The organism is Apilactobacillus apisilvae, assembly GCF_023380225.1.
GTDB classification, from domain to species: Bacteria; Bacillota; Bacilli; order Lactobacillales; family Lactobacillaceae; genus Apilactobacillus; species Apilactobacillus apisilvae.
The window spans coordinates 453409-478689 of sequence record NZ_CP093362.1 but is presented as its reverse complement, the minus strand read 5'-3'; the positions used below and the strand labels follow the sequence as shown (position 1 = coordinate 478689).

At 30.0% G+C, this 25281-nt stretch carries 24 protein-coding genes; 22 read left to right on the top strand and 2 right to left on the bottom strand.

Translation table 11 applies throughout. The annotated features are described in order from the left end of the window. The first annotated feature begins 83 nt into the window (after window positions 1-83). Genes prmA through MOO46_RS02400 form a run of 5 tightly spaced genes read left to right on the top strand, consistent with a single transcriptional unit; the run spans window position 84 to window position 5124 of the window. Window positions 84-965, top strand: coding sequence for a 50S ribosomal protein L11 methyltransferase (gene prmA, locus MOO46_RS02420; RefSeq protein ID WP_249511431.1), 882 nt, complete (start codon window positions 84-86; stop codon window positions 963-965). Window positions 966-968: 3 nt separating this feature from the next. Further along, window positions 969-1712 carry a 16S rRNA (uracil(1498)-N(3))-methyltransferase gene (locus tag MOO46_RS02415; RefSeq protein WP_249511430.1) on the top strand — a complete coding sequence of 248 codons (744 nt, stop codon included), beginning with the start codon at window positions 969-971 and terminating at the stop codon, window positions 1710-1712. Window positions 1713-1750: 38 nt separating this feature from the next. Next, complete coding sequence (locus tag MOO46_RS02410) at window positions 1751-3979, top strand: RelA/SpoT family protein (RefSeq protein ID WP_249511429.1); 2229 nt, start codon at window positions 1751-1753, stop codon at window positions 3977-3979. A gap of 17 nt (window positions 3980-3996) precedes the next feature. Beyond that, window positions 3997-4443, top strand: a complete 447-nt coding sequence (dtd, locus tag MOO46_RS02405; RefSeq protein ID WP_249511428.1) for a D-aminoacyl-tRNA deacylase — start codon at window positions 3997-3999, stop codon at window positions 4441-4443. A gap of 42 nt (window positions 4444-4485) precedes the next feature. Further along, entirely contained in the window at window positions 4486-5124 is a 639-nt protein-coding gene (locus MOO46_RS02400; protein WP_249511427.1) for an HAD-IA family hydrolase, read from the top strand. Here MOO46_RS02400 and MOO46_RS02395 read toward each other — a convergent pair. Then, on the bottom strand, window positions 5117-5965 hold the full coding sequence (locus MOO46_RS02395) for a fructosamine kinase family protein (protein ID WP_249511426.1): 849 nt from the start codon (window positions 5963-5965) through the stop codon (window positions 5117-5119). The two genes, MOO46_RS02400 and MOO46_RS02395, sit on opposite strands and share 8 nt — an antisense overlap. A 364-nt stretch (window positions 5966-6329) precedes the next feature. Here MOO46_RS02395 and hisS point away from each other — a divergent pair, with 364 nt between their 5' ends. The 7 genes from hisS (at window position 6330) to MOO46_RS02360 (ending at window position 14612) form a co-directional block, all read left to right on the top strand. Beyond that, entirely contained in the window at window positions 6330-7616 is a 1287-nt protein-coding gene (gene hisS / locus MOO46_RS02390) for a histidine--tRNA ligase (protein ID WP_249511425.1), read from the top strand. Between the two features lie 19 nt (window positions 7617-7635). Next, a complete protein-coding gene (gene aspS, locus MOO46_RS02385; protein WP_249511424.1) occupies window positions 7636-9414 on the top strand; it encodes an aspartate--tRNA ligase in 1779 nt (592 codons plus the stop codon). Window positions 9415-9523: 109 nt separating this feature from the next. Next, the gene (locus tag MOO46_RS02380) at window positions 9524-10402 is read left to right on the top strand and encodes a YitT family protein (RefSeq protein ID WP_249511680.1); all 879 of its coding nucleotides are present in this window, start codon (window positions 9524-9526) and stop codon (window positions 10400-10402) included. Window positions 10403-10474: 72 nt separating this feature from the next. Further along, a complete protein-coding gene (locus MOO46_RS02375; RefSeq protein WP_249511423.1) occupies window positions 10475-11641 on the top strand; it encodes a CDP-glycerol glycerophosphotransferase family protein in 1167 nt (388 codons plus the stop codon). Between the two features lie 16 nt (window positions 11642-11657). After that, the gene (locus MOO46_RS02370; RefSeq protein ID WP_249511422.1) at window positions 11658-12467 is read left to right on the top strand and encodes an ABC transporter permease; all 810 of its coding nucleotides are present in this window, start codon (window positions 11658-11660) and stop codon (window positions 12465-12467) included. 23 nt (window positions 12468-12490) lie between these two features. Further along, window positions 12491-13714 (top strand): CDP-glycerol glycerophosphotransferase family protein, encoded by a 1224-nt coding sequence (locus tag MOO46_RS02365; RefSeq protein WP_396121411.1) that lies wholly within the window; start codon window positions 12491-12493, stop codon window positions 13712-13714. After that, window positions 13704-14612: a deoxyribonuclease IV gene (locus MOO46_RS02360; RefSeq protein ID WP_249511421.1), complete on the top strand. Its 909-nt coding sequence runs from the start codon at window positions 13704-13706 to the stop codon at window positions 14610-14612. The genes MOO46_RS02365 and MOO46_RS02360 overlap by 11 nt, the downstream gene beginning before the upstream one ends. Before the next feature lie 24 nt (window positions 14613-14636). Here the strand turns inward: MOO46_RS02360 and MOO46_RS02355 are convergent, their stop codons facing one another. Continuing rightward, window positions 14637-15446 carry a pyruvate, water dikinase regulatory protein gene (locus MOO46_RS02355; protein WP_249511420.1) on the bottom strand — a complete coding sequence of 270 codons (810 nt, stop codon included), beginning with the start codon at window positions 15444-15446 and terminating at the stop codon, window positions 14637-14639. Window positions 15447-15627: 181 nt separating this feature from the next. On the opposite strand from MOO46_RS02355, the gene rpsU reads away from it, so the two are divergent. The 10 genes from rpsU to dnaG all read left to right on the top strand — a co-directional run bounded on the left by rpsU (window position 15628) and on the right by dnaG (window position 25274). Then, window positions 15628-15822 (top strand): 30S ribosomal protein S21, encoded by a 195-nt coding sequence (rpsU, locus tag MOO46_RS02350; RefSeq protein ID WP_105956104.1) that lies wholly within the window; start codon window positions 15628-15630, stop codon window positions 15820-15822. A gap of 67 nt (window positions 15823-15889) precedes the next feature. Continuing rightward, complete coding sequence (locus MOO46_RS02345) at window positions 15890-16333, top strand: GatB/YqeY domain-containing protein (RefSeq protein ID WP_249511419.1); 444 nt, start codon at window positions 15890-15892, stop codon at window positions 16331-16333. 123 nt (window positions 16334-16456) lie between these two features. Next, window positions 16457-17434, top strand: a complete 978-nt coding sequence (locus MOO46_RS02340; protein WP_396121410.1) for a PhoH family protein — start codon at window positions 16457-16459, stop codon at window positions 17432-17434. 17 nt (window positions 17435-17451) lie between these two features. After that, a complete protein-coding gene (gene ybeY, locus MOO46_RS02335) occupies window positions 17452-17934 on the top strand; it encodes an rRNA maturation RNase YbeY (protein ID WP_249511417.1) in 483 nt (160 codons plus the stop codon). Continuing rightward, a complete protein-coding gene (locus tag MOO46_RS02330; protein WP_249511416.1) occupies window positions 17918-18313 on the top strand; it encodes a diacylglycerol kinase family protein in 396 nt (131 codons plus the stop codon). Before ybeY ends, MOO46_RS02330 begins: the two co-directional genes overlap by 17 nt. Window positions 18314-18331: 18 nt before the next feature. Then, window positions 18332-19243 (top strand): GTPase Era, encoded by a 912-nt coding sequence (gene era, locus MOO46_RS02325; RefSeq protein ID WP_249511415.1) that lies wholly within the window; start codon window positions 18332-18334, stop codon window positions 19241-19243. A gap of 23 nt (window positions 19244-19266) precedes the next feature. Continuing rightward, complete coding sequence (gene recO, locus MOO46_RS02320; protein ID WP_249511414.1) at window positions 19267-20028, top strand: DNA repair protein RecO; 762 nt, start codon at window positions 19267-19269, stop codon at window positions 20026-20028. 296 nt (window positions 20029-20324) lie between these two features. Further along, complete coding sequence (gene glyQ, locus MOO46_RS02315; RefSeq protein WP_249511413.1) at window positions 20325-21254, top strand: glycine--tRNA ligase subunit alpha; 930 nt, start codon at window positions 20325-20327, stop codon at window positions 21252-21254. Then, window positions 21254-23329, top strand: coding sequence for a glycine--tRNA ligase subunit beta (gene glyS / locus MOO46_RS02310; protein WP_249511412.1), 2076 nt, complete (start codon window positions 21254-21256; stop codon window positions 23327-23329). Before glyQ ends, glyS begins: the two co-directional genes overlap by 1 nt. 118 nt (window positions 23330-23447) lie before the next feature. Beyond that, window positions 23448-25274: a DNA primase gene (gene dnaG / locus MOO46_RS02305; RefSeq protein WP_249511411.1), complete on the top strand. Its 1827-nt coding sequence runs from the start codon at window positions 23448-23450 to the stop codon at window positions 25272-25274. Window positions 25275-25281: the final 7 nt, after the last annotated feature.

The following is a 25281-nucleotide window of genomic DNA, read 5'->3' as shown; positions in this document are numbered from 1 at the left end:
GATAAAAATCCATATGTTTCTAAAACAAAAAAACAAAACATCGATTTAAATAACTATGGATGGAAAATTAAAGGGGAACAATAATGCAGTGGACAAAACTTTCCGTAATAACTAATGATGAATCTCAAGATGCAATTGTTAACATTTTAATGGACTTTGGATCGCTAGGCGTTGAATTAAATAATGAAGATAAAAAAGTAATAGTTACTTCTTATTTTCCAAAGACTTTTGATATTAAAAATAAAATTTCCTCAATTCAATCAAGAGTGGATAATTTAAAATCTTTTGGTTTAAACCCAGGCCAAGGAAAAGTATTTAGTGAAAATTTGAATGATGATAACTGGAGTAAAGAATGGGAAAAGTATTATCATTCTACTAGAATTACTAAGTATTTAACGATCTCACCTTTATGGGAAGATTATCAAAAATCATTTAATCAAGAAATGGTTATTAAATTAAATCCTAAGAAAGCTTTTGGAACAGGCGTTCATCCAACTACAAAATTATGTATGCAAGCAATGGAAATGTACTTAAGAGAAGATCAATCAGTTATAGATGTCGGCACTGGATCTGGAATTTTAAGTATTGTAGCCAAATTATTGGGAGCTAATTCTGTTAAAGCTTGTGATTACGACGATGATGCAATTGATTCAGCTAAAGTGAATATTGAATTAAATGGTTATAAAGATGACATTAAAGTTTTTAAAAACAGCCTTTTAGATGATGTTAATGAAAAATTTGATGTTATTTTAGCTAATATGTTACCAGAAGCCGTATTACCTTTAATTCCACAGGCTAAAAACATTTTAAATGAACAAGGAATTATTATTATATCTGGAATTATCAAAGAAAAATTGTCATTAACTAATAAGACATTGGAGAATAATGGATTTAAGATAGATCAAATTATGACTTTAGATGATTGGCGAGGAATTATTGCACATATAAAAAAGGATGGTGAATAAAAGATGCAACATTATTTTACGAATCTAAAGCTATCAGAAAATGAAGAATTTATTATATCTGATGATATTGCTCATCATTTTTTATCAGTTTTGAGATCTAAAAATGGTGATAAATTTGAAATTGTAGATCAAAATCATAACTTATTTGTTGCTGAGATTACAAATTCAGATGATAAGTTGGCCAAAACTTTAAAACAAAGACATAATGAAGTTGAATTACCGGTTGATGTAACAATTGTTTGCGGATTACCTAAGAAAGAAAAGTCTGAGATGATTGTGCAAAAAGCGACTGAATTAGGAGTTAATCACATTATTTTTGTTTCAACTGATTGGTCGATTGCTCAGTGGAAAAATAATAAAGTTGATAGAAAACTTAATCGATTAAACAAAATCACCAGAAGTGCAGCTGAACAATCACATCGTAATCGTATCCCTTATGTTAGTTATATTAATTCTATTTCCGAATTGTTAAATAATAATTTTGATCATAAATTAATTGCTTATGAAGAATCAGCCAAAAAAGGCGAACATTCTGATTTAATTAAATCTTTTAAAAATACTAATGAGAAGGATAGTGTTGTTTGCTTATTTGGCCCTGAAGGTGGAATCTCACCAGCCGAAGTTAATAAATTGGTAGATAATGGATATGTAACATGTGGATTAGGGCCAAGAATTTTAAGAACCGAAACAGCACCACTATATTTTTTATCTTCGATTTCCACTTGGTTTGATTTATTAAAAGTATGATAAAATGTTAAAAATGATTATAAAAAGAAGTGATTAAAATGTCTAAACATAAAGTATGGTCTGAAGAAGATTTATTCAAGGAACTTTCAACTTATATGAATAATGATCATGTTAATTTAGTTAAAAGAGCATATAGTTATGCTGCAAAATGTCATAAAAATCAATTTAGACAGTCTGGTGAACCATATATTGTCCACCCAATTCAAGTCGCTAGTATTTTAGCTGATTTGAGAATGGATCCAGAAACTATTAGTGCTGGTCTATTGCATGATGTAGTTGAAGATACTGATGCGACTTTATCTGATATCAGAAAATTATTTGGCAAAAATATTGAACTAATTGTTGATGGTGTAACCAAACTAGGAAAAATTAAATACAAATCTAGTAGAGAACAATTAGCCGAAAATCATAGAAAATTATTATTAGCAATGTGCTCAGATATTCGTGTGATGATTGTTAAGTTAGCTGATCGTCTTCATAATATGCGGACTTTAGAGCACTTAAGACCAGAAAAACAAAGAAGAATATCTAATGAAACTTTAGAAATTTATGCTCCTCTAGCTGATCGTTTAGGAATTGGAACCATTAAGTGGGAATTAGAAGATATTTCATTGCGTTATTTAAATCCACAACAATATTATAAGATTGTGCACTTAATGAATTCGAAACGGAATGAAAGAGTTGCCTATGTGAATGAAGCTGTAAGAGAAGTTAAACAACAAGTTAAAGATATGAACTTATCTAATGTTGAAATTTATGGTCGACCTAAACATCTTTACTCAATTTATCGTAAGATGGTTATTAAACATAAAAAATTTGGTCAAATTTATGATCTATTAGCTGTTAGATGTATCGTTGATTCTATTAAAGATTGTTATGCTGTTTTAGGTGCAATTCATACTAAATGGTCACCAATGCCTGGTCGTTTCAAAGATTACATTGCAATGCCTAAAGCCAATATGTACCAATCACTTCATACAACGGTTTTTGGCCCAGGTGGTAAACCTTTGGAAGTTCAAATTAGAACTAAAAAAATGCACCAAGTGGCTGAATATGGGGTTGCTGCTCATTGGGCATATAAAGAAGGGATGAACGATGAAGTCCAAGCAACTTCTGACAATAATCGATTGAATTGGTTTAAACGAATTATTGAGTTACAAGAAGATACTGATAATGCATCTGACTTTATGGATGGAGTTAAGGGTGAATTATTTGGAGATCATGTATATGCATTTACTCCTAATGGGGATGTTTTAGAATTGCCTAAAGGCTCAACACCTTTAGATATGGCTTATTTAGTTCATACAGATGTTGGTAATCATACTACTGGTGCTAAGGTAAATGGGACAATCGAACCTTTAGATTATAAAATTCAAACTGGAAATATTGTTACAATTTTAACTTCTGTAAACTCGACTGGTCCAAGTAAAGATTGGGAAAATATGGTAACAACTAGTCGTGCTAAACATAAAATAAGACAATTCTTCAAGCATAAAGATCGCGAAAAAAATATTATTGCTGGTAAAGAGTTATTAACTAAAGCAATTAAAGATAATGGCTTTTCATTAGGTGATGTTTTAACTAAAGAAAATCTTAATAGAGTCCTTAAAGACACATATTATAAACAAATTGACGATATGTATGCTGAAATTGGTTTTGGTAATAAACAACCTAATGGAATTGTTAATATCTTAACTTCCCAAATTAGAGATGATGCTGAAAAGCAACGTCAGGAGCAAGAACAAAAAGATATTTTAGAAAATCACCAAACAATTGAAAAAAGTAACGATAGTAACTTAAAAAAAGGTAAATTAAACAAGGCATCCGATGGAGTAGTTATAAAAGATGTTGATAATTTATTAATTCGGCTAAGCCACTGTTGTGCACCAATTCCTGGAGATCCAATTGTTGGTTATATTACTAAGGGTAGAGGTGTTTCTGTTCACCGTTCCAATTGTCCTAATGTTATTGAAAATGACGAACGTTTGGTTAAAGTTAATTGGGAAATTCCAGAAGATTCACATACTTTATTTAATGCTTATTTACAAATTGAAGGTTATAACAGAAATAGTCTGCTAAATGATGTTATTAAAAACGTTAGCGGTGTATGTAAACAAATTAATTCAATTGAAGGAAAAGTTGCTCACGATAAAACAGTAACGATTTCTTTAAAAGTAAGTGTTAAAAATGTGGATCAGTTAAAGATGATTATGGATCATGTTAAAAATGTTCATGACGTTTATTTTGTAAAAAGGCCCTTTAAATAAAGGAGGTTTATTTAAGATTGAAAGTTATTTTACAAAGAGTTAACAATGCTAGTGTATCGATTGATAATAAAGTGTTTAATAGTATTAAAAAAGGTTTTTTGTTATTTGTTGGTATTAAAGATGGTGATTCTGAAGAAGATTTGGACTATTTAGTTCGTAAAATTACTAATATTAGAATTTTCGAGGATGAAAATGGTAAAACTAATTTAAACCTTGCATCGGTTAATGGTGAAATTTTATCTATTTCTCAATTTACTTTATATGCAAATACTAAACATGGAAATCGTCCATCATTTATTGATGCTGGTGATCCTAAGTTTGCATCTGAAATGTACGATTTATTCAATGAAAAATTAGTTAAAGCGGGTAACACAGTTAAAAATGGTCAATTTGGTGCAGATATGCAAGTTGATTTACAAAATGACGGACCATTTACAATAATATTTGATACTGAAAATAAATAAAAAGAAGCCATTGGCTTCTTTTTTAATTAGGAGATAAAAAATATGCAAAAAAATGTATTCTGGGATTTTGATGGCACTCTTTTTGATACTTATCCTATTATGGCTAAAAGTTTTTCACTAGCTATGCAAAAAATGAATATTGAAGAACTAGAAATTGATGAATATGATATTTTGGTTACGATGAGACAACATTCTTTAGCTACTGCATTGCAAAAGTTCTCAGCTGAATTTAATTTAGATGAAGGCTTATTGAAATCAAACTATAAATCAATTGAAAAAGACAAAATTAATATATCGAAACCATTTTTGAATGTGGATAAAGTTTTAACAAATATTATTAAAAATAATGGTAAAAATTATTTGTTAACTCATCGTGATAATAAAGCTATCGAACTTTTAAAGAAATTTAATTTTAATAATTTTTTTGATGATACTGTTACAAAAAGTCAGGATTTCAAAAGAAAACCTGACCCAGAATCTTTGAATTATTTAATTAGTAAACATAATATTGAGCGTAACGATGCTTTAATGATTGGTGATCGAAAAATAGATATTGATGCTTCGCATAATGCAGGTATTAAAGGTTGCCTTTTTGATAACAATAATATTATTAAATCTAAAGGTAATCCAGAGATGGAAATAAATAACTATTATGATTTTTTAAATGATCAATTTAAATAAATTTATTTAAAATATTATCAACGGCAAATCCATATGTTTCACCAAATAGATTTAAATGTGCTAGTAAATAATAAAATTGGTAGTAGATCAATCTTTGCTGCCATCCTTTATCAAGCGGATATTCATCATTATAACCTTCATAGAATTGTTGGCTAAAGCCACCAAATACAGTTGTTATTCCAATATCCATTTCACGATCACCGTAAAAAACATCTGGATCAATTAATATAGGATAACTATTTTCATCAAAGGTAAAGTTTCCTGACCATAAATCACCATGTAATAGTGAGGGGACAATCTCATGTGTTACGTTTTTTATAAATGAATTTTTTAACCTTTCAAAGCTAATTTGTCGATTATCGTTCCATAGACCGTTTTTCGTTGCCATTTTCACTAATGGTTCTAGCCTTTGATTAATATAAAAATTTTGCCAACTAGAATTCCATTTATTATTTTTTGGAATTTTACCTAGTTCGAAATTTTGATCCAAACCAAATTTCTTATTTGTAATTTTATGAACATTTGCGACCATTTTGCCCAGTTCATATTGATTGCCATTGCTTTTAACATTAAGCCATTTTTGAATCAAAAATCCGTCGTTATCTATTTCTCCATAAGTAACTATTTTAGGAACTTTTGCTGCTTGTGATAATAAATGGATTCCTTCTACTTCATGTTCAAAGAATTTTTTACCACGCTTAGGTTGTACTTTCATAAAATATTCTTGATTATCAGCAATCATATAGTATGAATCATTTATATCACCGCCAGAAACAGGTATTAGACTTTTGATTGTTTTAAATGGTAATTGTTTTAACCATTCATTATTTAAATTTTTCATAACAATACCTCCATTAATTATATTATAGTAAATTAATTAATAAATGGCTCCTATGAGTCTTGACTTTTTGGTCTAATTACATTAATCTAAAAATGAATAGAATAGTTCGCTGATGAAAAAGAAAAGTACGGGATTTTTCTGATATAAGAGAGCACCAATATTGCTGAAATGGTGACTGTTAAAATTCCAGAAATGACACTTTGGAGGCTGATAACTTATTATTAAGTTATTCGTTTTATACGTTACATATAAGTAAAAGAAAAGGTGGTACCGTGCTTTTTGCGCCCTTGTCAATATTTTTATAATATTTGGCAAGGGCTTTTTTTGTTCAACTGTCCTAACTTTAAATTGGAGGTATTACTCAATGAGATATCAACGTCCAAAAGGAACTGCCGATATTTTGCCTGGTGAATCAGAAAAATGGCAATATATTGAAGAAACCGCTAGAATGTTATTTTCTGATTATCGTTACAGAGAAATTAGAACGCCAATGTTTGAGAATTTTGATGTGTTTTCTAGAACATCAGGAGAAACTTCTGACATTGTAACCAAAGAAATGTATGATTTTTATGATAAAGGTGATCGTCATGTCACTTTAAGACCAGAAGGAACTGCTGGAGTAGTTCGTTCTTTTGTTGAAAATAAACTTTATGGTCCTGATACTCAAAAACCAGTTAAGGTTTTTTACATGGGTCCTATGTTTAGATATGAAAGGCCACAATCTGGTCGTTTAAGAGAATTCCATCAAATTGGGGTTGAGGCTTTTGGTAGTGAAGCTCCAGAACTAGATGTTGAAGTTATTGCAATGGCAATGGACTTACTACAACACTATGGAATTAATGACTTAAGATTAGCAATTAATACACTTGGTGATCAAGAAACTAGAGATAACTACCGTAAAGCATTGATTGATTACTTAACACCACATTTTGATAGTCTAAGTGAAGATTCTCAAGAAAGATTAAATAAAAATCCTTTAAGAGTTCTAGATAGTAAAGATCCTGCCGATCAAGTATTTGTCGATAATGCTCCTTCAATTTTAGATTATTTATCTGATAATGCGAAGAAACATTTTGATAAAGTAACTACTTTACTTAATGAATTAGGAATTGAATACAAAATTGATCACACGATTGTTCGTGGGTTAGATTATTATAACCACACCATTTTTGAAATTATGGCTAATTCTAAATCATTAGGAGAAGGCTACACGACTATTTGTGCTGGTGGTAGATATGATGGTTTAGTAAATGAACTAGGTGGTCCTGAAATGCCGGGTGTAGGTTTTGGATTAGGTGTTGAAAGACTACTACTTCTAATGGAAGCAGAAAAAGTGGAATTTCCAGAATTTAATCCACTTGATGCCTATGTGGTAGGAATTGGCGAAAAAGCTAATTTAGAATCTTTAAAAATTGTTCAATCATTAAGGATGAATGGATTTTCTGCTGACCGTGATTACTTGAATCGTAAACCTAAAGCTCAATTTAAGACTGCTAATAAAATGAACGCTAATTACACATTAACGATTGGTGATCAAGAAATTGAAGATGGAACAATTCATGTGAAAAATATGGAAAATAGTAAAGAAGAAACTTTTAAATTAGAAGAAGTTAAACAAAACTTTGGAAAATTAATTGAGGAAAACTTTTAATTAAGAGGAGGAATTATATATGGAACGAACTACTTATTGTGGTTTAGTAGACGAAAAATATTTAAACCAAGAAATTTGTTTAGATGGATGGGTTTCTAGAAGAAGAGATTTAGGTAAGTTAATTTTTGTTGACTTAAGAGATCGTGAAGGCATTGTTCAACTAGTTTTTAGTGATGAATATAATCAAAAAGCATGGGAAATTGCTGATCAATTAAGAAATGAATATGTTATCCAAGTTAAGGGTAAGGTTGTCGCTAGAGCTGAAAATGAAGTTAATGATGATATGAAAACTGGTAAAATTGAAGTTGATGTTAGCGATGTAGAAATTTTTAATAAGGCTAAAAATCCTCCATTTGATATTAAAAATAATATTACTGCTTCCGAGGAAACTAAACTAAAATATCGTTATTTAGATTTAAGACGTCCGGAAGTACAAAAGGGAATTATGCTAAGAAACAGAATTATGCAATCTGTTCATAGTTACTTTGATAAAAATGGATTTATTGATATTGAAACACCTAATTTAACAGTATCAACTCCTGAAGGAGCTCGTGATTATCTAGTTCCTTCAAGACTATATCATGGTTCATTTTATGCTTTACCACAATCACCACAATTATTTAAACAACTATTAATGGGTGCTGGGTTTGATCGTTACTATCAAATTGCTCGTTGCTTCCGTGATGAAGATTTACGTGGTGACCGTCAACCAGAATTTACTCAAATTGATATGGAAACTTCATTTTTAAATGAAGAAGATATTCAAAAATTAACTGAAGGTTTAATTGTCAAAGTAATGAAAGATACTTTAGGTTTAGATGTTAAAGCACCATTTAAACGTATCACTTGGCAAGAATCAATGGATCGTTTTGGTACTGATCAACCGGATGTTAGATTTGGTATGGAATTAAAAGATTTATCAGACGTTGTTAAAGATGTTGATTTTAAAGTGTTCTCAAATACCATCAAAGATGGTGGACAAGTAAAAGCGATTGCTGTTCCTGGTGGTGCTGATAAGTATTCTAGAAAAGATATTGACAAATATGGTTCATATATCGAACGTTTTGGTGCTAAAGGATTAGCATGGATTAAGATTACAGAAGATGGATTTACAGGTCCAATCGCTAAATTCTTTGATAAATCAGTTGAAGAAAATATTATGAAACGTACTGGTGCCAAAGTAGGCGATTTACTATTGTTCGCTGCTGATCGTGCTAAAGTTGTTGCTGATACTTTAGGATACTTACGTTGTGATATTGCTGAAAAACAAAATATGATTCCTAAAGATGTATTTGACTTCTTATGGGTTGTAGATTGGCCATTATTTGAATATGATGAAGGTGCTGAAAGATGGGTACCTGCTCACCATCCATTTACAATGCCAAATAAGGGTGACGAACATTACCTTAATGAAGGCGAAAATCCACATGCTGCACATGCGCAAAGTTATGACATCATTCTAAATGGACTAGAATTAGGTGGCGGTTCTATCCGTATTCATAATAAAGAATTACAATTGAAGATGTTAAGAGCATTAGGATTCGATAGAGAAAGAGCACAAGCTAGATTTGGCTATTTCTTGGATGCTTTAGATTACGGTTTTCCACCTCATGGTGGTTTAGCTATTGGTCTAGATCGTTTTGCTAGATTGTTAGCTCAAACTGAAAATATTCGTGATGTAATTGCATTCCCTAAAAATTCAAAAGCAACAGAACCAATGACTAACGCACCTGCTCAAGTTGCTCAAAAGCAATTATATGATTTAGGTCTTGAAAGTGAAGATACTTACGAAGAATGATTATGAAGGAACTTCCTTAATTGGAAGTTCTTTTCTTTTAAATAAGTATGATTAATTAATTATTAAATGTTATACTATTTTCATATTTATAAGAGAGGTAATGAAATTTATGGATGATGTTCAACGGATTTTAAAAAGGCATCAGTACATAGCTAAAGCTTCTACTGCTTTTATGTATGGTATTATGGTGTCAATTGCAATGAATTTCTTTTGGACCCCAGGTAACATTTATTCATCTGGATTTACGGGTTTATCACAATTGATAAATACTTTATCCACTAGGTATTTTCCATTTACAATCTCACCTTCAATTGGTTTGTTTATGCTAAATATTCCATTTTTTGTTTTAGCCTGGAGACAAATTGGTCATCAGTTTACTCTTTTTACAATTTTAACTGTTTTCTTAGCCAGTTTTATGATTAAAGCGATTCATCCAGTTTATTTAACTCATGATCCGATGATTTGTGCTATTTTTGGTGGTGTTGTTAATGGCTTTGGGACTGGTATGAGTTTGAAAAATGAGATATCAACTGGTGGACTTGATATTTTAGGAATTGTAATTAGGCGTAAAACTGGTCGTAGTATTGGGACAATTAATATAGCTTTTAATGTTTTTATTATTACAGCAGCTGGTTTTGAGTACGGTTGGCCTTATGCTTTTTATTCAGCTATTGGAATTGTTGTAAATGCTAAAGCAATTGATTTTGCTTATACGAGACAACAAAGAATGCAAGTTTTAATAGTTACTGATCACCCGAAAACAGTTATTGATAGTATTCAAAATCATATGCCAAGAGGAATTACGATTATTCATAATGCTGAAGGTGCATATAATCATAATAGTAAAGAAATTTTATTTACAACTATATCTAGATATGAGATGCCTGAATTAGAAGAAGCATTAGAAGAATCAGATCCACATGCTTTTGCAAGCATTACTGAGGCTTCAACAATTCTTGGCCATTTCTATGAGCATAAATTAAAATAGTTTATTGTGATTAATTGTTTTGAATCGATTGTGTTATAATAATTGATTGTGTATGGGTTATTTAACATTAATATGGTGGGGTTAATTTTGAAGATTATATATTTGTTTTTAATCAAAATAGTTTCTCTTTTTTGTTATTTTAAAAAGAAAAAAAATGTTATCTACATAATGAGTTTTGACAACAATTTAGGTTTAATAAAATCTATGGCTAGGAGCCTGCCTGCTGGTAGGCGCATGATTGTCTTTTATGAAAATGATAATGAGGCAGCAGCCACAGACTTAGCTGCTTACGGAGTTAAAACGATTCAGTTTAGAGATGGGATTTCATTAATTTTTAATGTTGTACCTATCATTATGACTGGTAGCATTATTTTTTGTGATAACTATTTTGCATTCTTAGGTGGAATTATTCGCAGTAATAATACTAAAATAGTTCAAATGTGGCATGCTAACGGAGCCATTAAAAAATTTGGCTGGGAAGATCCAGCTACTTACGAACGTAGTTCTTCAGATAAAAAGAGATTTCAAAATGTTTATAATCATTTTGATGAATATGTAGTTGCTTCTGCAACTATGGGAGATGTTTTTCAAAAAAGTTATCATGTTTCTTCAGACAGAATGAAAATGTTAGGATATCCACGTTCTGATCGGTTATTTAAGCAAAAATGGCGCGACATTGCTGAACGTAGGGTATATCATTTTGCTCCGCAGTTGAAAAATAAGCGAGTTATCTTGTATGCACCTACTTATCGTAATGATGGAAATTCATTCAACCCCCCTAAAAAGGTTATTTCAGCATTAACTTCTGATCCTAATGCGATTGTCATTATTAAGTTGCATCCACTTTTAAACAAATTAGAAAAAAAGTTACAAAAAGAAGCTTCTTCAGACAATGTTTTATTCTTTAGTCAGCTATCAACCACTGACTTATTGGTAATTACTGATACTTTAGTTACCGACTATTCATCGATAGCTTTTGATTATTCTTTACTACCTAATGCACATTCTATGTTATTTTATATGTTTGATATTGATCAATATCAAAAGCATCCGGGAATACAAGATAATATGTTAAATTGGCTTCCCAATAAGCCAATAAAAACTACTGAAGATTTAGCTAAATCTATTAGGGAAAATAAAAAGACTGATTTTACTAAATTTAATCGTGTTTGGAATAAATATAACGATGGTTTTGCAACTAGTCGTGTAATAGAAAAATATATAAAAAGTTTAAAGTAAAGGAAGTGTGATTGGCTTGAAGGAAGTCATTACATTAATTAAAGAGCAAATTAGTAATTTAGGAATCATGTTTAGGATTTCTAAATATCAAGATAAGTCTGATTACCAAAGTCATTATTTAGGATTGATTTGGGAATATTTATATCCATTAATTCAAATTGGAATTTATTGGTTAGTTTTTGGAATTGGATTGAAAAAAGGTACTTCAAATGGAATCGATTATCTAACATGGATGGTTATTGGTATAACACCATGGTTTTATATGAATGCTGCAACTTTAGCATCCTCAAAGAGTATTTATCAACAAGTAGGTATGGTTTCTAAGATGAAATTTCCTGTAAGTGTTTTACCTACTATTAAAATAATTTCTAATCTTAGTTCATTTTGGGCAATGCTAATTTTTTCCATTTTCATTGCATATGTAAAGGGTGGAATTGTACCTAGTCTTTATTGGGTACAATGGATTTATTATTTCTTCGCAATGATTTGTTGGTTAGTAGCTTTTGGAACCTTTAATTCAACGGTTACTATTTTAATTCGTGATTATCGTATTTTCCTACAATCATTAATGCGTGTCCTATTCTACATGTCAGGAGTACTATTTAATTTTGAAACTAATGCGTTTCCTGCATTTTTCGTTAGAATTTTACAACTAAATCCATTCTTTTACATTATTTCTGGCTTTAGAGAATCTATGTTAGGACAAACTTGGTTCTGGCAAAAGCCATTGCTAATGCTTATATTTTGGCTAATGGTCTTATTCTTCTTACTAGTAGGATCACATTTACATTATAAATTTAGAGCAAGATTTGTTGACTACATTTAGCATAAAAAGGGATTGGCAATTTTATGATTAATATAAAAAGTAAAATAATAAAATTATTAAAATTAACAATTAGATTATGTTTAATAATTTTAAATGATATATTTATTATTTTACCTGTTAAAAAAGATTTAGTTATCTTCGAAAGTTTTAAAGGAAAAGATATTAACGATAATCCTGCAGCTATCTATGAAGAATGGATTAATCAACATCCGAAAAAAAAAGATCTAGCCTATTTTGCCGTGAAGGTTTCTGAATATAACGACCTTAAAAACAAGTATCCTAATGTAAAAATGGTCAGAAGATTTCTACCTAAATGGGTATGGATTATGGCTCGTGCTAATTTTTGGGTTTTTAACTCTAGAACCCCCAATTGGTGGCGCAAAAATAAAGGAACCACTTATATGCAAACCTGGCATGGAACTCCCTTGAAAAAATTGGGGATAGATATAGCTAATGTTAAAATGCCAGGAACAAATACTGATAGATATAAAGAACGGTTTGTTAAAGAAGCGCATCGTTGGGATTACTTAATTGCTCCTAATCAATATTCTCATCAAATATTTGCTCGAGCTTTCGATTTTAATAATAAATTTTTGGATATAGGTTACCCCAGAAATGATATTTTATATTCAGGTAATAATAAAGATTACATTAATAAATTAAAATATAAATTAATCGGTGATAATAAATCCAAAATTATTATGTATGCTCCAACTTGGCGAGATGATGACTATAAAACTAGAGGTGTTTATAACTTTGAATTACCATTTAGTTTAGAAGAATTCTTTAATAATGTAGATGATAATGCTATTTTAATTATTAGGCCGCATTATCTAGTAAAAGATTCTATTAATATTAGTGGTTATGAAGATCGTGTCAAAATTATGGCAGAAGAAGACATTAGTGAGCTATATTTAATTTCTGATTTATTAATTACGGACTATTCTTCTGTTATGTTTGATTATGCTAATTTAAAACGTCCAATGTTATTTTTTGCTTATGATTTGGATCATTACGAAGAAGAACTGAGGGGATTTTATTTTAACTATAAAAACGACGTTCCAGGTCCTTTAGTACAAATTTCTTCTGAATTTTACAATAAAATTAGTGAATTTAATCATTACAATAAATTTAATAATTATGATGAAAAGTTTGAAAACTTTTATAAGAAATTTTGTTCATGGGAGTCTGAAGACTCTTCTAAAAAATTTGTACAAATTATGAGGAGGATTAGTGATGGAAAATAATTTTTTAATTGGCTCACATGTTAGTATGAATGGGAATAAAATGTTTTTGGGATCAGCTGAAGAAGCTAAAAGCTATGATGAAAATGTTTTTATGGTTTATACAGGTGCTCCACAAAATACTAGAAGGAAACCCATTAACGAGTTAAGAGCCGATGATGGTAAAAATTACATGAATGAAAATGGATTAAAAGAAGTAGTAGTTCATGCACCTTATATTATTAATTTGGGTAATATAAATAAACCTAGAAATTTTACATTTGGAATTGACTTTCTTCATGATGAAATTAGACGCGCTGAAGCTATTGGTGCTACACAAATTGTTTTACATCCAGGATCACATGTAGGGGCTGGTTCTGACGCTGCCATTAAGCAGATATCAGAAGGATTAAATGAAGTTATTGAACCAGATCAAAAAATTCAAATTGCTTTAGAAACCATGGCTGGTAAAGGTACTGAAGTTGGTCGTAATTTTGAAGAATTATCACAAATTATAGATGGTGTTACTGATAATGATAAATTATCAGTAACTTTTGATACTTGTCATACCAGTGATGCTGGATACGATATCAAAAATGATTTTGACGGTGTTTTAAATGAATTTGATCATGTTATTGGATTGAATAGATTGAAAGTTGTTCATTTAAATGATTCTAAAAATCCAATGGGAAGTCATAAAGATAGACATGAAATTATTGGACTAGGGAATTTAGGTTTTGATTGTTTAAATTATGTTGCCCACCATGAAAGTTTAGTTAATGTTCCTAAGATTATGGAAACACCAGCAGTTGTTATTGATAAAGACAAAAAGAAAAAAGTTTCACCACATTATTTTGAAGTTCAAATGTTAAAAAATGAACAATTTAATAACAACTTAATTGAAGATATTAAAAATCAATAAAAAATAGCCTTTAAAGGCTATTTTTTATTTAGTATCAATATTTAAACTTTCCATTATAATTGTGGCTGTTTCTTCAATTGATTTATCAGCAACATTAATTTGAAGGCAATCTAATTTTTTATACAAAACTTGAGCATATTCTAATTCTTTTTTGATGTTATCAGAATTAGAATATGGAGTGTCCTCATCTAAGCCATAAGATAACATTCTGGCTTTCCTAATTTTTTGAATTTTTGAAATATCACTAGTTAGTCCGAAAATTTTATTTTTATTAACTTGCCAAATTTCTTTAGGCAATTGTGTTTCTGGACCAATAGGGACATTAGATACTTTTAATTGTTTATTGGCTAAGTACAGTGATAATGGAGTTTTTGAAGTTCTAGATATTCCCAAAATAACTACGTCTGCTTTATCTAAATTTTGTGGATTGCTTCCATCATCATTTTCTACAGAAAATTCCATTGCAGCAATTCTTTTAAAATATTCTTCATTTAGGTTGTGGACTAATCCACTTACTCTTTCAGGATTGCTACCCAATCTGTTACTAATTGCCTTCATGGGTCCTTGGATACAATCAACGCTTTGTAAACCATTTTTTTCTGAAAATTGTTCAATAATATTACTTAAGTTAGAGTTGACTAAGGTATGGAAAATAACGGCTTTTTTCTCAGCCGCAATTTTTAAAATGCCATCTAATATCGATTCAGTTGTGATGAAAGGATATCTTTCATATAAAATATTTGTTTTTTTAAATTGCGCACCAGCGGTTTTTGCTACTTGTATTGCCGTTTCTCCACTAGAATCTGATATTGCAAAAATCGATAACTTATCCATTATTAAATCACTCCACATTGTAAATTTATTATTATTTTATCACAAAAATTATTTTATAATTTTTTATTGTTATATTGACGTTGTATTCATATTTTTGTATAATTATAAAGAACAGTTTTAATTAATGCTACATAGCAATTGAAACAGTTGTATTTTGAGCTCGGAGGGAGGGAATTTTCATATGTCAAAAACAGTCGTTCGCAAAAACGAATCTCTTGATGATGCTCTTCGTCGTTTCAAACGTACAGTTTCTAAAAACGGTACTTTACGTGAATACCGTAAGCGAGAATTCTACGAAAAACCTAGTGTTAAACGTAAATTAAAATCTGAAGCAGCAAGAAAGCGCAACAACAAGAAGAAAAGACGTCGCTTTTAGTTAAAAACGTTCCTGTTATTTCAGGAACGTTTTTTTGTAAGCTTATATAATTAATGGAGGAACTATTATGAGTATTTCAGAAAATATTAATAATGATTTAAAAAGCGCAATGAAAGCACATGATAAAATCGCTTTGACAGTTATTAGAATGGTTAAAACTGACTTAATGAATGAAAAAATTAAACTAGGTCATGACTTATCAGAAGATGAAGAATTAACTGTAATTAGTCGTGAAGTAAAGCAACACAAGGAATCAATTGACGATTTTAAATCAGCTAACCGTGATGATTTGGTTTCAGCACAAGAAGCCGAAATGAAAGTTTTAGAGAAATATGCCCCTAAACAATTATCTAAAGATGAAGTAGATAAAATCGTATCAGAAACAATCAAATCAGTTGGAGCTTCTAACATGTCAGACTTCGGTAAAGTTATGGGTGCTGTAATGCCTAAACTTAAAGGTAAAGCTGATGGATCAATTGTTAATCAATCAGTTAAAGGTTATTTAAAATAAATTTTAAAGTAAAGATTAATTTGAATTTTTAATCTTTATATATACATAATAAGTATAGCTTTTTTTAAATTATAAACTATGCTAATATTTGTTTATTAAACTATGATAAAGGGGTCGCTATATTTGACAGAAAATACTTCAGCACAAAAAGAATTTATACTAAATAATTTAGACTTTGAGCCTGTTTTATTAGGACCACAAAACAAGCACGTTGATATTCTTGAAGAGGGTATGAATGTTTCCATTAATGCTTTTGGAACTAAGATTAAGGTTTCCGGTAATGATGATGATGTAAATCAGGTAATTTCAATTTTAGATAATTTAGTTAAATTGTTACAAGATGGAATTACAATTAATGGTAGTGATTTTGTCAGTGCGATTAATATGGCCAAAAATGGCACATTAGAGTATTTTAGAGACTTATATAATCAAATATTAATTAAAGATGCTAAAGGACAACCGGTAAGGGTTAAAAACTTTGGACAACGTCAATATGTTCAATCTGTAAAACATAATGATATCACTTTTGGAATTGGCCCTGCTGGAACTGGAAAAACTTATTTGGCTGTGGTTATGGCAATTGCTGCTTTAAAGCATGGAGATGTTGATAAAATCATTTTAACTCGTCCTGCAGTTGAAGCCGGTGAAAGTCTTGGCTTTTTACCTGGTGATTTAAAAGAGAAAGTTGATCCATATCTAAGACCAATTTACGATGCTTTACATGCAATTTTAGGTCGTGAACACACTGCACGTTTAATGGAAAGAGAAGTTATTGAGATTGCTCCATTAGCATATATGCGTGGTAGAACTCTTGACAATGCTTTTGTTATTCTAGATGAGGCTCAGAATACTACGACTGCTCAAATGAAAATGTTTTTGACTAGATTGGGTTTTGGTTCGAAAATGATTGTCAATGGGGATGTTTCTCAAATTGATTTACCTAAACATGCTAGCAGTGGTTTAGTTCAGGCTCAGAAAATCTTAAAAAATGTTAAAAAAATTCGATTTGTTACTTTTGATTCTAGTGATGTGGTCAGACATCCAGTTGTTGCTAAGATTATTGATGCATATGAAGATTATTTTGAAAATGAACAAAAATAATGAAAGTAGGAAATATTATGGATTTAGAAATTTATGATAAAACAAATGAAGGTGTTTCAGATAAGGATACAAATCTAGTTAATGATGTTTTAGAGTATGCTGGTAAGTATTTAGAATTAAAAGAAAATACTGAAATGTCTGTAACCTTTGTTAATAACGATGAGATTAAAAAAATTAATAAGCAATATCGTGGAGTTGATCGTGCCACTGATGTTATTAGTTTTGCAATCGAAGATGGTGAAGATGAAGATTTTCCTTTAATTATGGATTCTGAAATGGCCGATGAAATTCCCGAAAATATCGGTGACATTTTTGTTTCAATTGACAAAGTTCAAGAACAAGCAGACTTTTTAAATCATTCCTATGAAAGAGAGTTAGGCTTTTTAGTTGTTCATGGATTTTTACATTTAAATGGTTACGACCACATGGAACCTGAAGATGAAGCGGTAATGTTTCCACTGCAACGAAAGATAATGGATAGTTATGGCCTTAAAAGATAATCATCAAGTTTGTAAGAATAATAGTTTTAATCAATCTTTTTTACATGCCTTACAAGGACTCTTGACCTTAATTAAGGACGAACGAAATTTTAGATTTCATTTGTTTAGTAGTCTTTTAGTAATTATTGTATCTTTTTTACTTCGAATTTCGATATATGATTGGCTTTTGATATTAACAGCCTCTTTTTTAGTTATTATGGCTGAAACTATTAATACAATAGTCGAAACGATAGTCGATTTATATGTTGGTGATAAATACAATAAATTGGCTAAAAAAGCTAAAGATGTTGCTGCCGGTGGTGTTTTAATAGCTGCTTTATTTGCTGTGGTAGTAGGGATGATTATATTTTTACCAATCATTTTACAAAAATTAAATTAACAATGGGAGATGTAATAAATGGATTTAGATCCTAATTTTCACTCAGGATTTGTAGCGATTGTTGGACGACCTAATGTTGGTAAATCAACATTTTTAAATCGTATTATTGGTCAAAAGATAGCTATTATGAGTGATAAAGCTCAAACAACTAGAAATAAAATACAAGGTGTTTACACTGATGACGATTCACAGATTGTGTTTTTGGATACACCGGGAATTCATAAACCTAGTAATCAATTGGATGATTTTATGGATAAATCAGCATTTTCAGCATTAAAAGATATTGATGCTGTATTATTTATGATTAGCGCAACTGAAACTAGAGGTGCTGGTGATAACTTTATTATTAATCAATTGAAGAAGATCGATAAACCTGTTTATTTAATTATCAATAAAATTGATGAAATCAATCCTAATAAATTGCTGGAAATTATGGATACCTATAAACGAGCATTAGAATGGAATGAAGTATTTCCTATTTCCGCATTACAAGGTAATAATGTTGATGAGCTAATGACCAATTTAAAAGATAAACTACCGGTAGGTCCTCAATATTATCCAGAAGATGAAGTTACTGATCATCCTGAAAGATTTATTGTTGCTGAATTAATCCGTGAAAAGATTTTATCGTTAACTCGTCAAGAAATTCCTTATTCAGTAGCTATCGACATATTAAGCATGAAAACTAAGAATAATGGTAATGTGGATATTCAAGCTGATATTTTAGTAGATCGTCCTGGACAAAAAGGAATTTTAATCGGTAAGCAGGGTGCTATGCTTAAGAAAATTGGAACTTTAGCTCGTCAAGATATTGAAGACTTACTAGGCAGTAAAGTATATCTAAAATTATGGGTTAAAGTTCAAACGGGATGGCGTGATAATCCATCAATTCTTAAATCATTAGGATATAATAAAAAAGAAAATTATTAGTTTAATTTGGTTGGTGAATATTGATGAATTCACAAACATATATGAATTTTCACGGTATTTTATTGTATCGTAAAAATTTTAAAGAAAGAGATATGTTAGTTAAATTTATTACAGCTGAAGTTGGTAAAAAGATGTTTTTTATCCGAGGTGCTCGTAAAAGAGGCTTTAAAATGATGCCTGATATCTTACCCTTCACTTATGGAACTTATTCTGGAAAAATTAGTAAAAATAATCTTTCTTATATATATAGTGCTCTAGATGACGATCATTACGAAAAAATTAGTAATGACATTTATTTGAATGCTTATGCTACTTATATTATGTCATTGATAGATGTAGCTTTTCCTGATTCAATGCCCATTTTGGGATGGTTTAATAAATTATTTGAAGCATTAAAATTAATTAATAACGGATCAGATGCAGCTATTATTACTAATATTATTGAAATTCAGTTATTGATTGTTTTTGGTGTTCAACCTGATTTGCATGGTTGTGTATTTTGTCACCGTGATGATTTACCATTAGATTATTCTGAAACTTATGGTGGATTAGTCTGTGCAAATCATTTTCACTTAGATCTGCACAGATTACACTTGAATGCTAGAACTGTTTTTTATTTAAGAAAATTTTCAATAGTCGATATTAGTAAAATTAGCAAGATCAAAGTTAATCAAAATACTAAAGATGAATTAAGAAGAGTTTTGGATAAAATATATAAGGATTCAGTTGGAATAAATTTAAAAAGTAAACATTTTTTAGATCAAATTAATAATTTGAAATTATAGAATTGACTTTTTATGTTTGCTAAATTATTATTAAGATAATTGAATTTAATAGGTAATGATAAAAGAATTTTATTTTTAATTATTTCCAGCGAAACTAGGATAGTGAAAGCTAGTTACAAATGATTTTTAATAATCGGCGCTTTTTGAACCGAAATAATTAAGCTGCTAGTTCTATTGGGGCTAGAAGTAGGGTGGAACCGCGAATAAAATCGTCCCTACTACAAATAAGTATTTGTTTAATACTATTTTGTAGTAGGGATTTTTTTGTGCCATCTAATAAACAGGAGGAATTATTCATGACAAAGAAGTTGTCTATGCAAGAAATTATTTTAAAATTACAACAATTTTGGTCATCAAAGGGTTGTATGTTAATGCAAGCTTATGATACTGAAAAAGGTGCTGGAACTATGAGCCCATACACTTTTTTGAGAGCTGTTGGTCCAGAACCATGGAATGCTGCTTATGTTGAACCTTCTAGAAGACCTGCTGATGGTCGTTATGGTGAAAATCCTAACCGTTTATATCAACATCATCAATTTCAAGTTATTATGAAGCCTTCACCTGAAAACATTCAAGAATTATATTTAGATAGTTTAAAAGAATTAGGAATTAATCCGATTGAACATGATATTCGTTTTGTTGAAGATAATTGGGAAAATCCTTCAATGGGTTGTGCCGGTGTCGGTTGGGAAATTTGGTTAGATGGTATGGAAGTTACTCAATTCACTTATTTCCAAATTGTCGGTGGACAAGAAATGAACCCAGTTGCTTCTGAAATTACTTATGGTCTTGAAAGATTAGCATCTTATATTCAAGATGTTAATAATGTTTTTGATTTAAACTGGAATGATGATGTTAAGTATGGTGATATTTTCAAGGAACCAGAATATGAGCATTCTAAATATAGTTTTGAAGAAAGTAATCAAGATATGCTTTTGAAAATGTTTGATAATTTTGAAACTGAAGCTAAAAAACAAATTGATAATGGATTAGTTCATCCGGCATATGACTATGTTTTAAAATGTAGCCACACATTTAATCTCCTAGATGCTAGGGGTGCTGTATCAGTTACCGAAAGAGCTGGTTATTTATCTAGAATTAGAAGAATGGCTAGAGCAATTGCTAAAGCATTTATCGATGAACGTAAAAAACGTGGTTTCCCATTGATCAAAGATGAAAAAAAACGTCAAGAATTATTAGCTGAAGATAATAAGGAGGAAAAATAATGGCACATACATTTTTATTGGAAATTGGTCTTGAAGAAATGCCAGCACATGTTGTTACTCCAAGTATTAAACAATTAGTAAAGAGAACAAAAGATTATCTAAAAGAACAAAGAATTAATTTTGATTCGATAAAACCATTTTCTACTCCTCGTCGTTTGACAATTCAAATTACTGGTTTATCAGATAAACAAACTGATATCGATGAATCAGTAAAGGGGCCATCTAAGAAAATTGCTAAAGATGATGATGGTAATTGGAGTAAAGCTGCTATTGGCTTTACTAAAGGACAAGGTGCTTCAACTGATGACATTACTTTTAAGGAAGTTAAAGGAACTGAATATGTCTTTGTTGAAAAACATATTGATGGTAAACCAGTTAGTGAAGTGTTGATGGGGATGAAGGATGTTATTACAAGTATGACCTTTCCAACCCTTATGAAATGGAATGTTTATGATTTAGAATTTATCCGTCCTATTAGATGGATGGTTTCATTATTAGATGATGAAATTATTCCAATTAATATTTTAGATGTCACTGCAAGTAATATTAGTCGTGGCCATCGCTTCTTGGGACAAGATACTAAAATCGTATCTGCTGATAACTATGAACAAGCATTATATGATCAATTTGTGATTGTTGATGCTGAAAAACGTAAAGACTTAATTAAAAAACAAATCGAAGATATTCGCGATGAAAATAATTGGATTATTAATATCAACGCTTCACTACTTGAAGAAGTTAATAATCTTGTTGAATGGCCAACTGCTTTTTATGGTAAATTTTCTGAAAAGTATTTAGAATTACCAGCTGAAGTTCTTATTACTTCTATGCGTGATAACCAAAGATTCTTCTATGTTGAAGATAAGGAACATAACATTTTACCTTACTTTATTTCGGTTAGAAATGGTAACGATAATTATATTGAAAACGTTGTATCTGGGAATGAAAAAGTTCTTACTGCACGGCTTGAAGATGCTATGTTTTTCTACAAAGAAGATCAATCTAAAGACATTGATTTTTATGTTAATAAGCTTAAAAAAGTTAGTTTTCATGATAAGATTTCAACTATGTATGAAAAGATGCAACGTGTTTCAGTTATAACCCAAGCATTAGGTAAACGTGTTGGATTAACTGATAATGAATTGTCTGAAGTTAAACGTGCTTCTCAAATTTATAAATTTGATTTGGTAACTGGTATGGTTGGTGAATTTTCTGAATTACAAGGCCTAATGGGTGAAAAATATGCCTTATTAAATGGCGAAAAGCCAGCAGTTGCGACTGCTATTCGTGAACATTATATGCCTATTTCAGCTAATGGTAACTTACCAGAAACAAAAGTTGGTTCAGTTTTAGCTGTTGCTGATAAGTTCGATAGTATTTTAACTTTCTTTGCTGCAGGAATGATTCCAAGTGGTTCAAATGATCCATATGCATTAAGAAGACAGGCTAGCGGAATTGTTAGAATTATTGAAGCTGAAAAATGGAACTTTAATTTAGAAGACATGATGAATTTATTTATTCAAGATGAAGAAATTGCTAAAGTTTCTCCAAAGTTGGATCAAACTAAAGAAATCGATGATATTGTAAGCTTTATCAAAGACCGTATTATTAAAGTTCTAAAAGATAATAAGTTAAGACATGATATTATTGATGCAATTTCTGGTACTAATAATCACAATATTCTATTTATCTTCGAGGTAGCTAAAGTCTTAGATCAACATAAAGATGATAATGAATTTAAAGAATCTATTGAGGCACTAACTCGTGTGTTAAGAATTGCTGAAAAGCAAAGCTTTAAAGATAGTGATTTAAATGTTGATCAATCATTATTTGAAAATGATTCAGAAAAGGCTTTATATAATAAAGTTTCTGAAATAAATAAATATTATGATTTGTCTGCTAAAGAGGATTTTGATGAGTTAGCTTCTTTAAAGACAGCTATTAACGACTATTTTGACGCTACTATGGTAATGTCCAAGAATGATGATGTTAAGAATAATCATTTAAGACAACTAACTATTATCTCTAATATGATTAATTGGTTTGCTGATTTAAATAAATTAATCGTTAAGTAATATCATTAGACAAACCTTTTAGATGTTGTTAAAATTGTTATTACTTGTACGTAATAATTAAAATGTCGCACTTTGGATATCTAAGTGCGACTTTTATAGCTAAAAAGGGGTGATAAATATGATTCCTTCTGAAATTATTGAAAAAATTCGTGATGAGACTAATATCGCTGATGTTGTTAGTCAATATGTATCATTGCATAAATCAGGAAGAAATTTATTTGGGTTATGTCCTTTTCATGAAGAAAAGACGCCATCTTTTTCAGTAAATGAACAAAAACAAATTTTCCATTGCTTTAGTTGTGGCAAGGGTGGAAATGTTTTTAAGTTCTTAATGGAATTACAAGATTTATCATATCCTGAAGCAATCAATAAAGTTGCTGAAATGCAAGGCATAGAATTAGATAGTAAATATAATAATACCCATAATAAAAAGCAGGTTAACTCTGGGGAACAACATTTATTTGATATTCATATTGAATCCACTAACCTATATCATCATATTTTGATGAATACAGAGATGGGTCAACCAGCTTTAGATTATCTCCATAATCGTGGATTAACTGATAAAACTATTGATAAATATCAATTAGGTTTTGCACCCCAAAATTCTATTTTAAAAACTTTTTTATCACAAAAAGATTTTCAATATCAAGATTTGCGTAAATCTGGATTATTTATAGAAGATGATGATGGAACTTTAAAAGATCGTTTCTTTAATCGTATTATGTATCCCATAACTAATAATCTGGGTAAAGTTGTAGCATTTTCTGGAAGAGTTTTGCATAAAGATGCTAATCAGGCAAAATATCTTAATAGTCCTGAAACAAAAGTTTTTAATAAAAGTAAAGTCCTATTTAACTTTTCTAATGCTAGAAACATTATTAGAAAAGAAAAAGTTGCTATCTTGTATGAAGGCTTTATGGATGTTATATCTGCATACCAGTCAGGAATTAAAAATGGAATTGCTTCAATGGGAACTAGTTTAACAGATGATCAAATTTATTTGTTACAAAGGACTACTAGTAAATTATATATTTGTTATGATGGTGATGCTCCTGGTCAAAATGCAATTAGTCGTGCTTTAAAATTATTGGAACCGACCAATCTAAAATTAGGTGTTATTCAGATGCCCAGTGGCATTGATCCGGATGAATATCGTAAACAAAACGGTGAACATAAGTTTAAAGATTATATGTCTTCAGCATTAGAGACCCCAATTTCATTTAAAATGCGATTTTTAAAATTAAATCGTAATTTGGATAATGAAAACGATAAAATTAGTTATATAAATGATGTTTTAAAAGCTATATCAAATATTGATGAACCAATAGAACGTGATGTTTATTTAAATGATCTTTCAGGTCAGTTTAATCTAAATAAAATGGATTTAACTAATCAAGTTAATAAACTTATTAGTAGAAGTAGTTTAGGTCGAAAGACTAGTAATTACAATAATCAATCTAATAATAATCTTTCAATATCATCAATCACTATGGACAATGTTAAACCAATTGGTAAAATTGAAATGGCTGAAAAAAGTTTGCTAAATCGGGTTTTAAATAATCATGAAATGTGGTTAAGGCTAATGAGTAAAGATGGCTTTTGCTTTGTTAATGATAAATACCAATTGATTTATATTCTTGCTCAAGCTTATTTTAAGGATCATGATGAATATAGAGCAAATGTCTTTCAAGATTTTGTTAAGGAAGATGATTTACAACAATTGTTAATTAATATTGATGTAATGGACTTATCAGGTGAAGCGACCAATTCAGAAATTGACGATTATGTTAATATAATCATGAACGAAGCTCCCATTGAAAAGCAACTCAAAAATAAACAAGTTGAATTAGATGAGGCTAAAAAAACGGGTGATATTGATCGTCAAATTGATATAACAACTGACATTATTAACTTACAAAGAAAAAGGCAACTTAATAATTAAGTTCAAT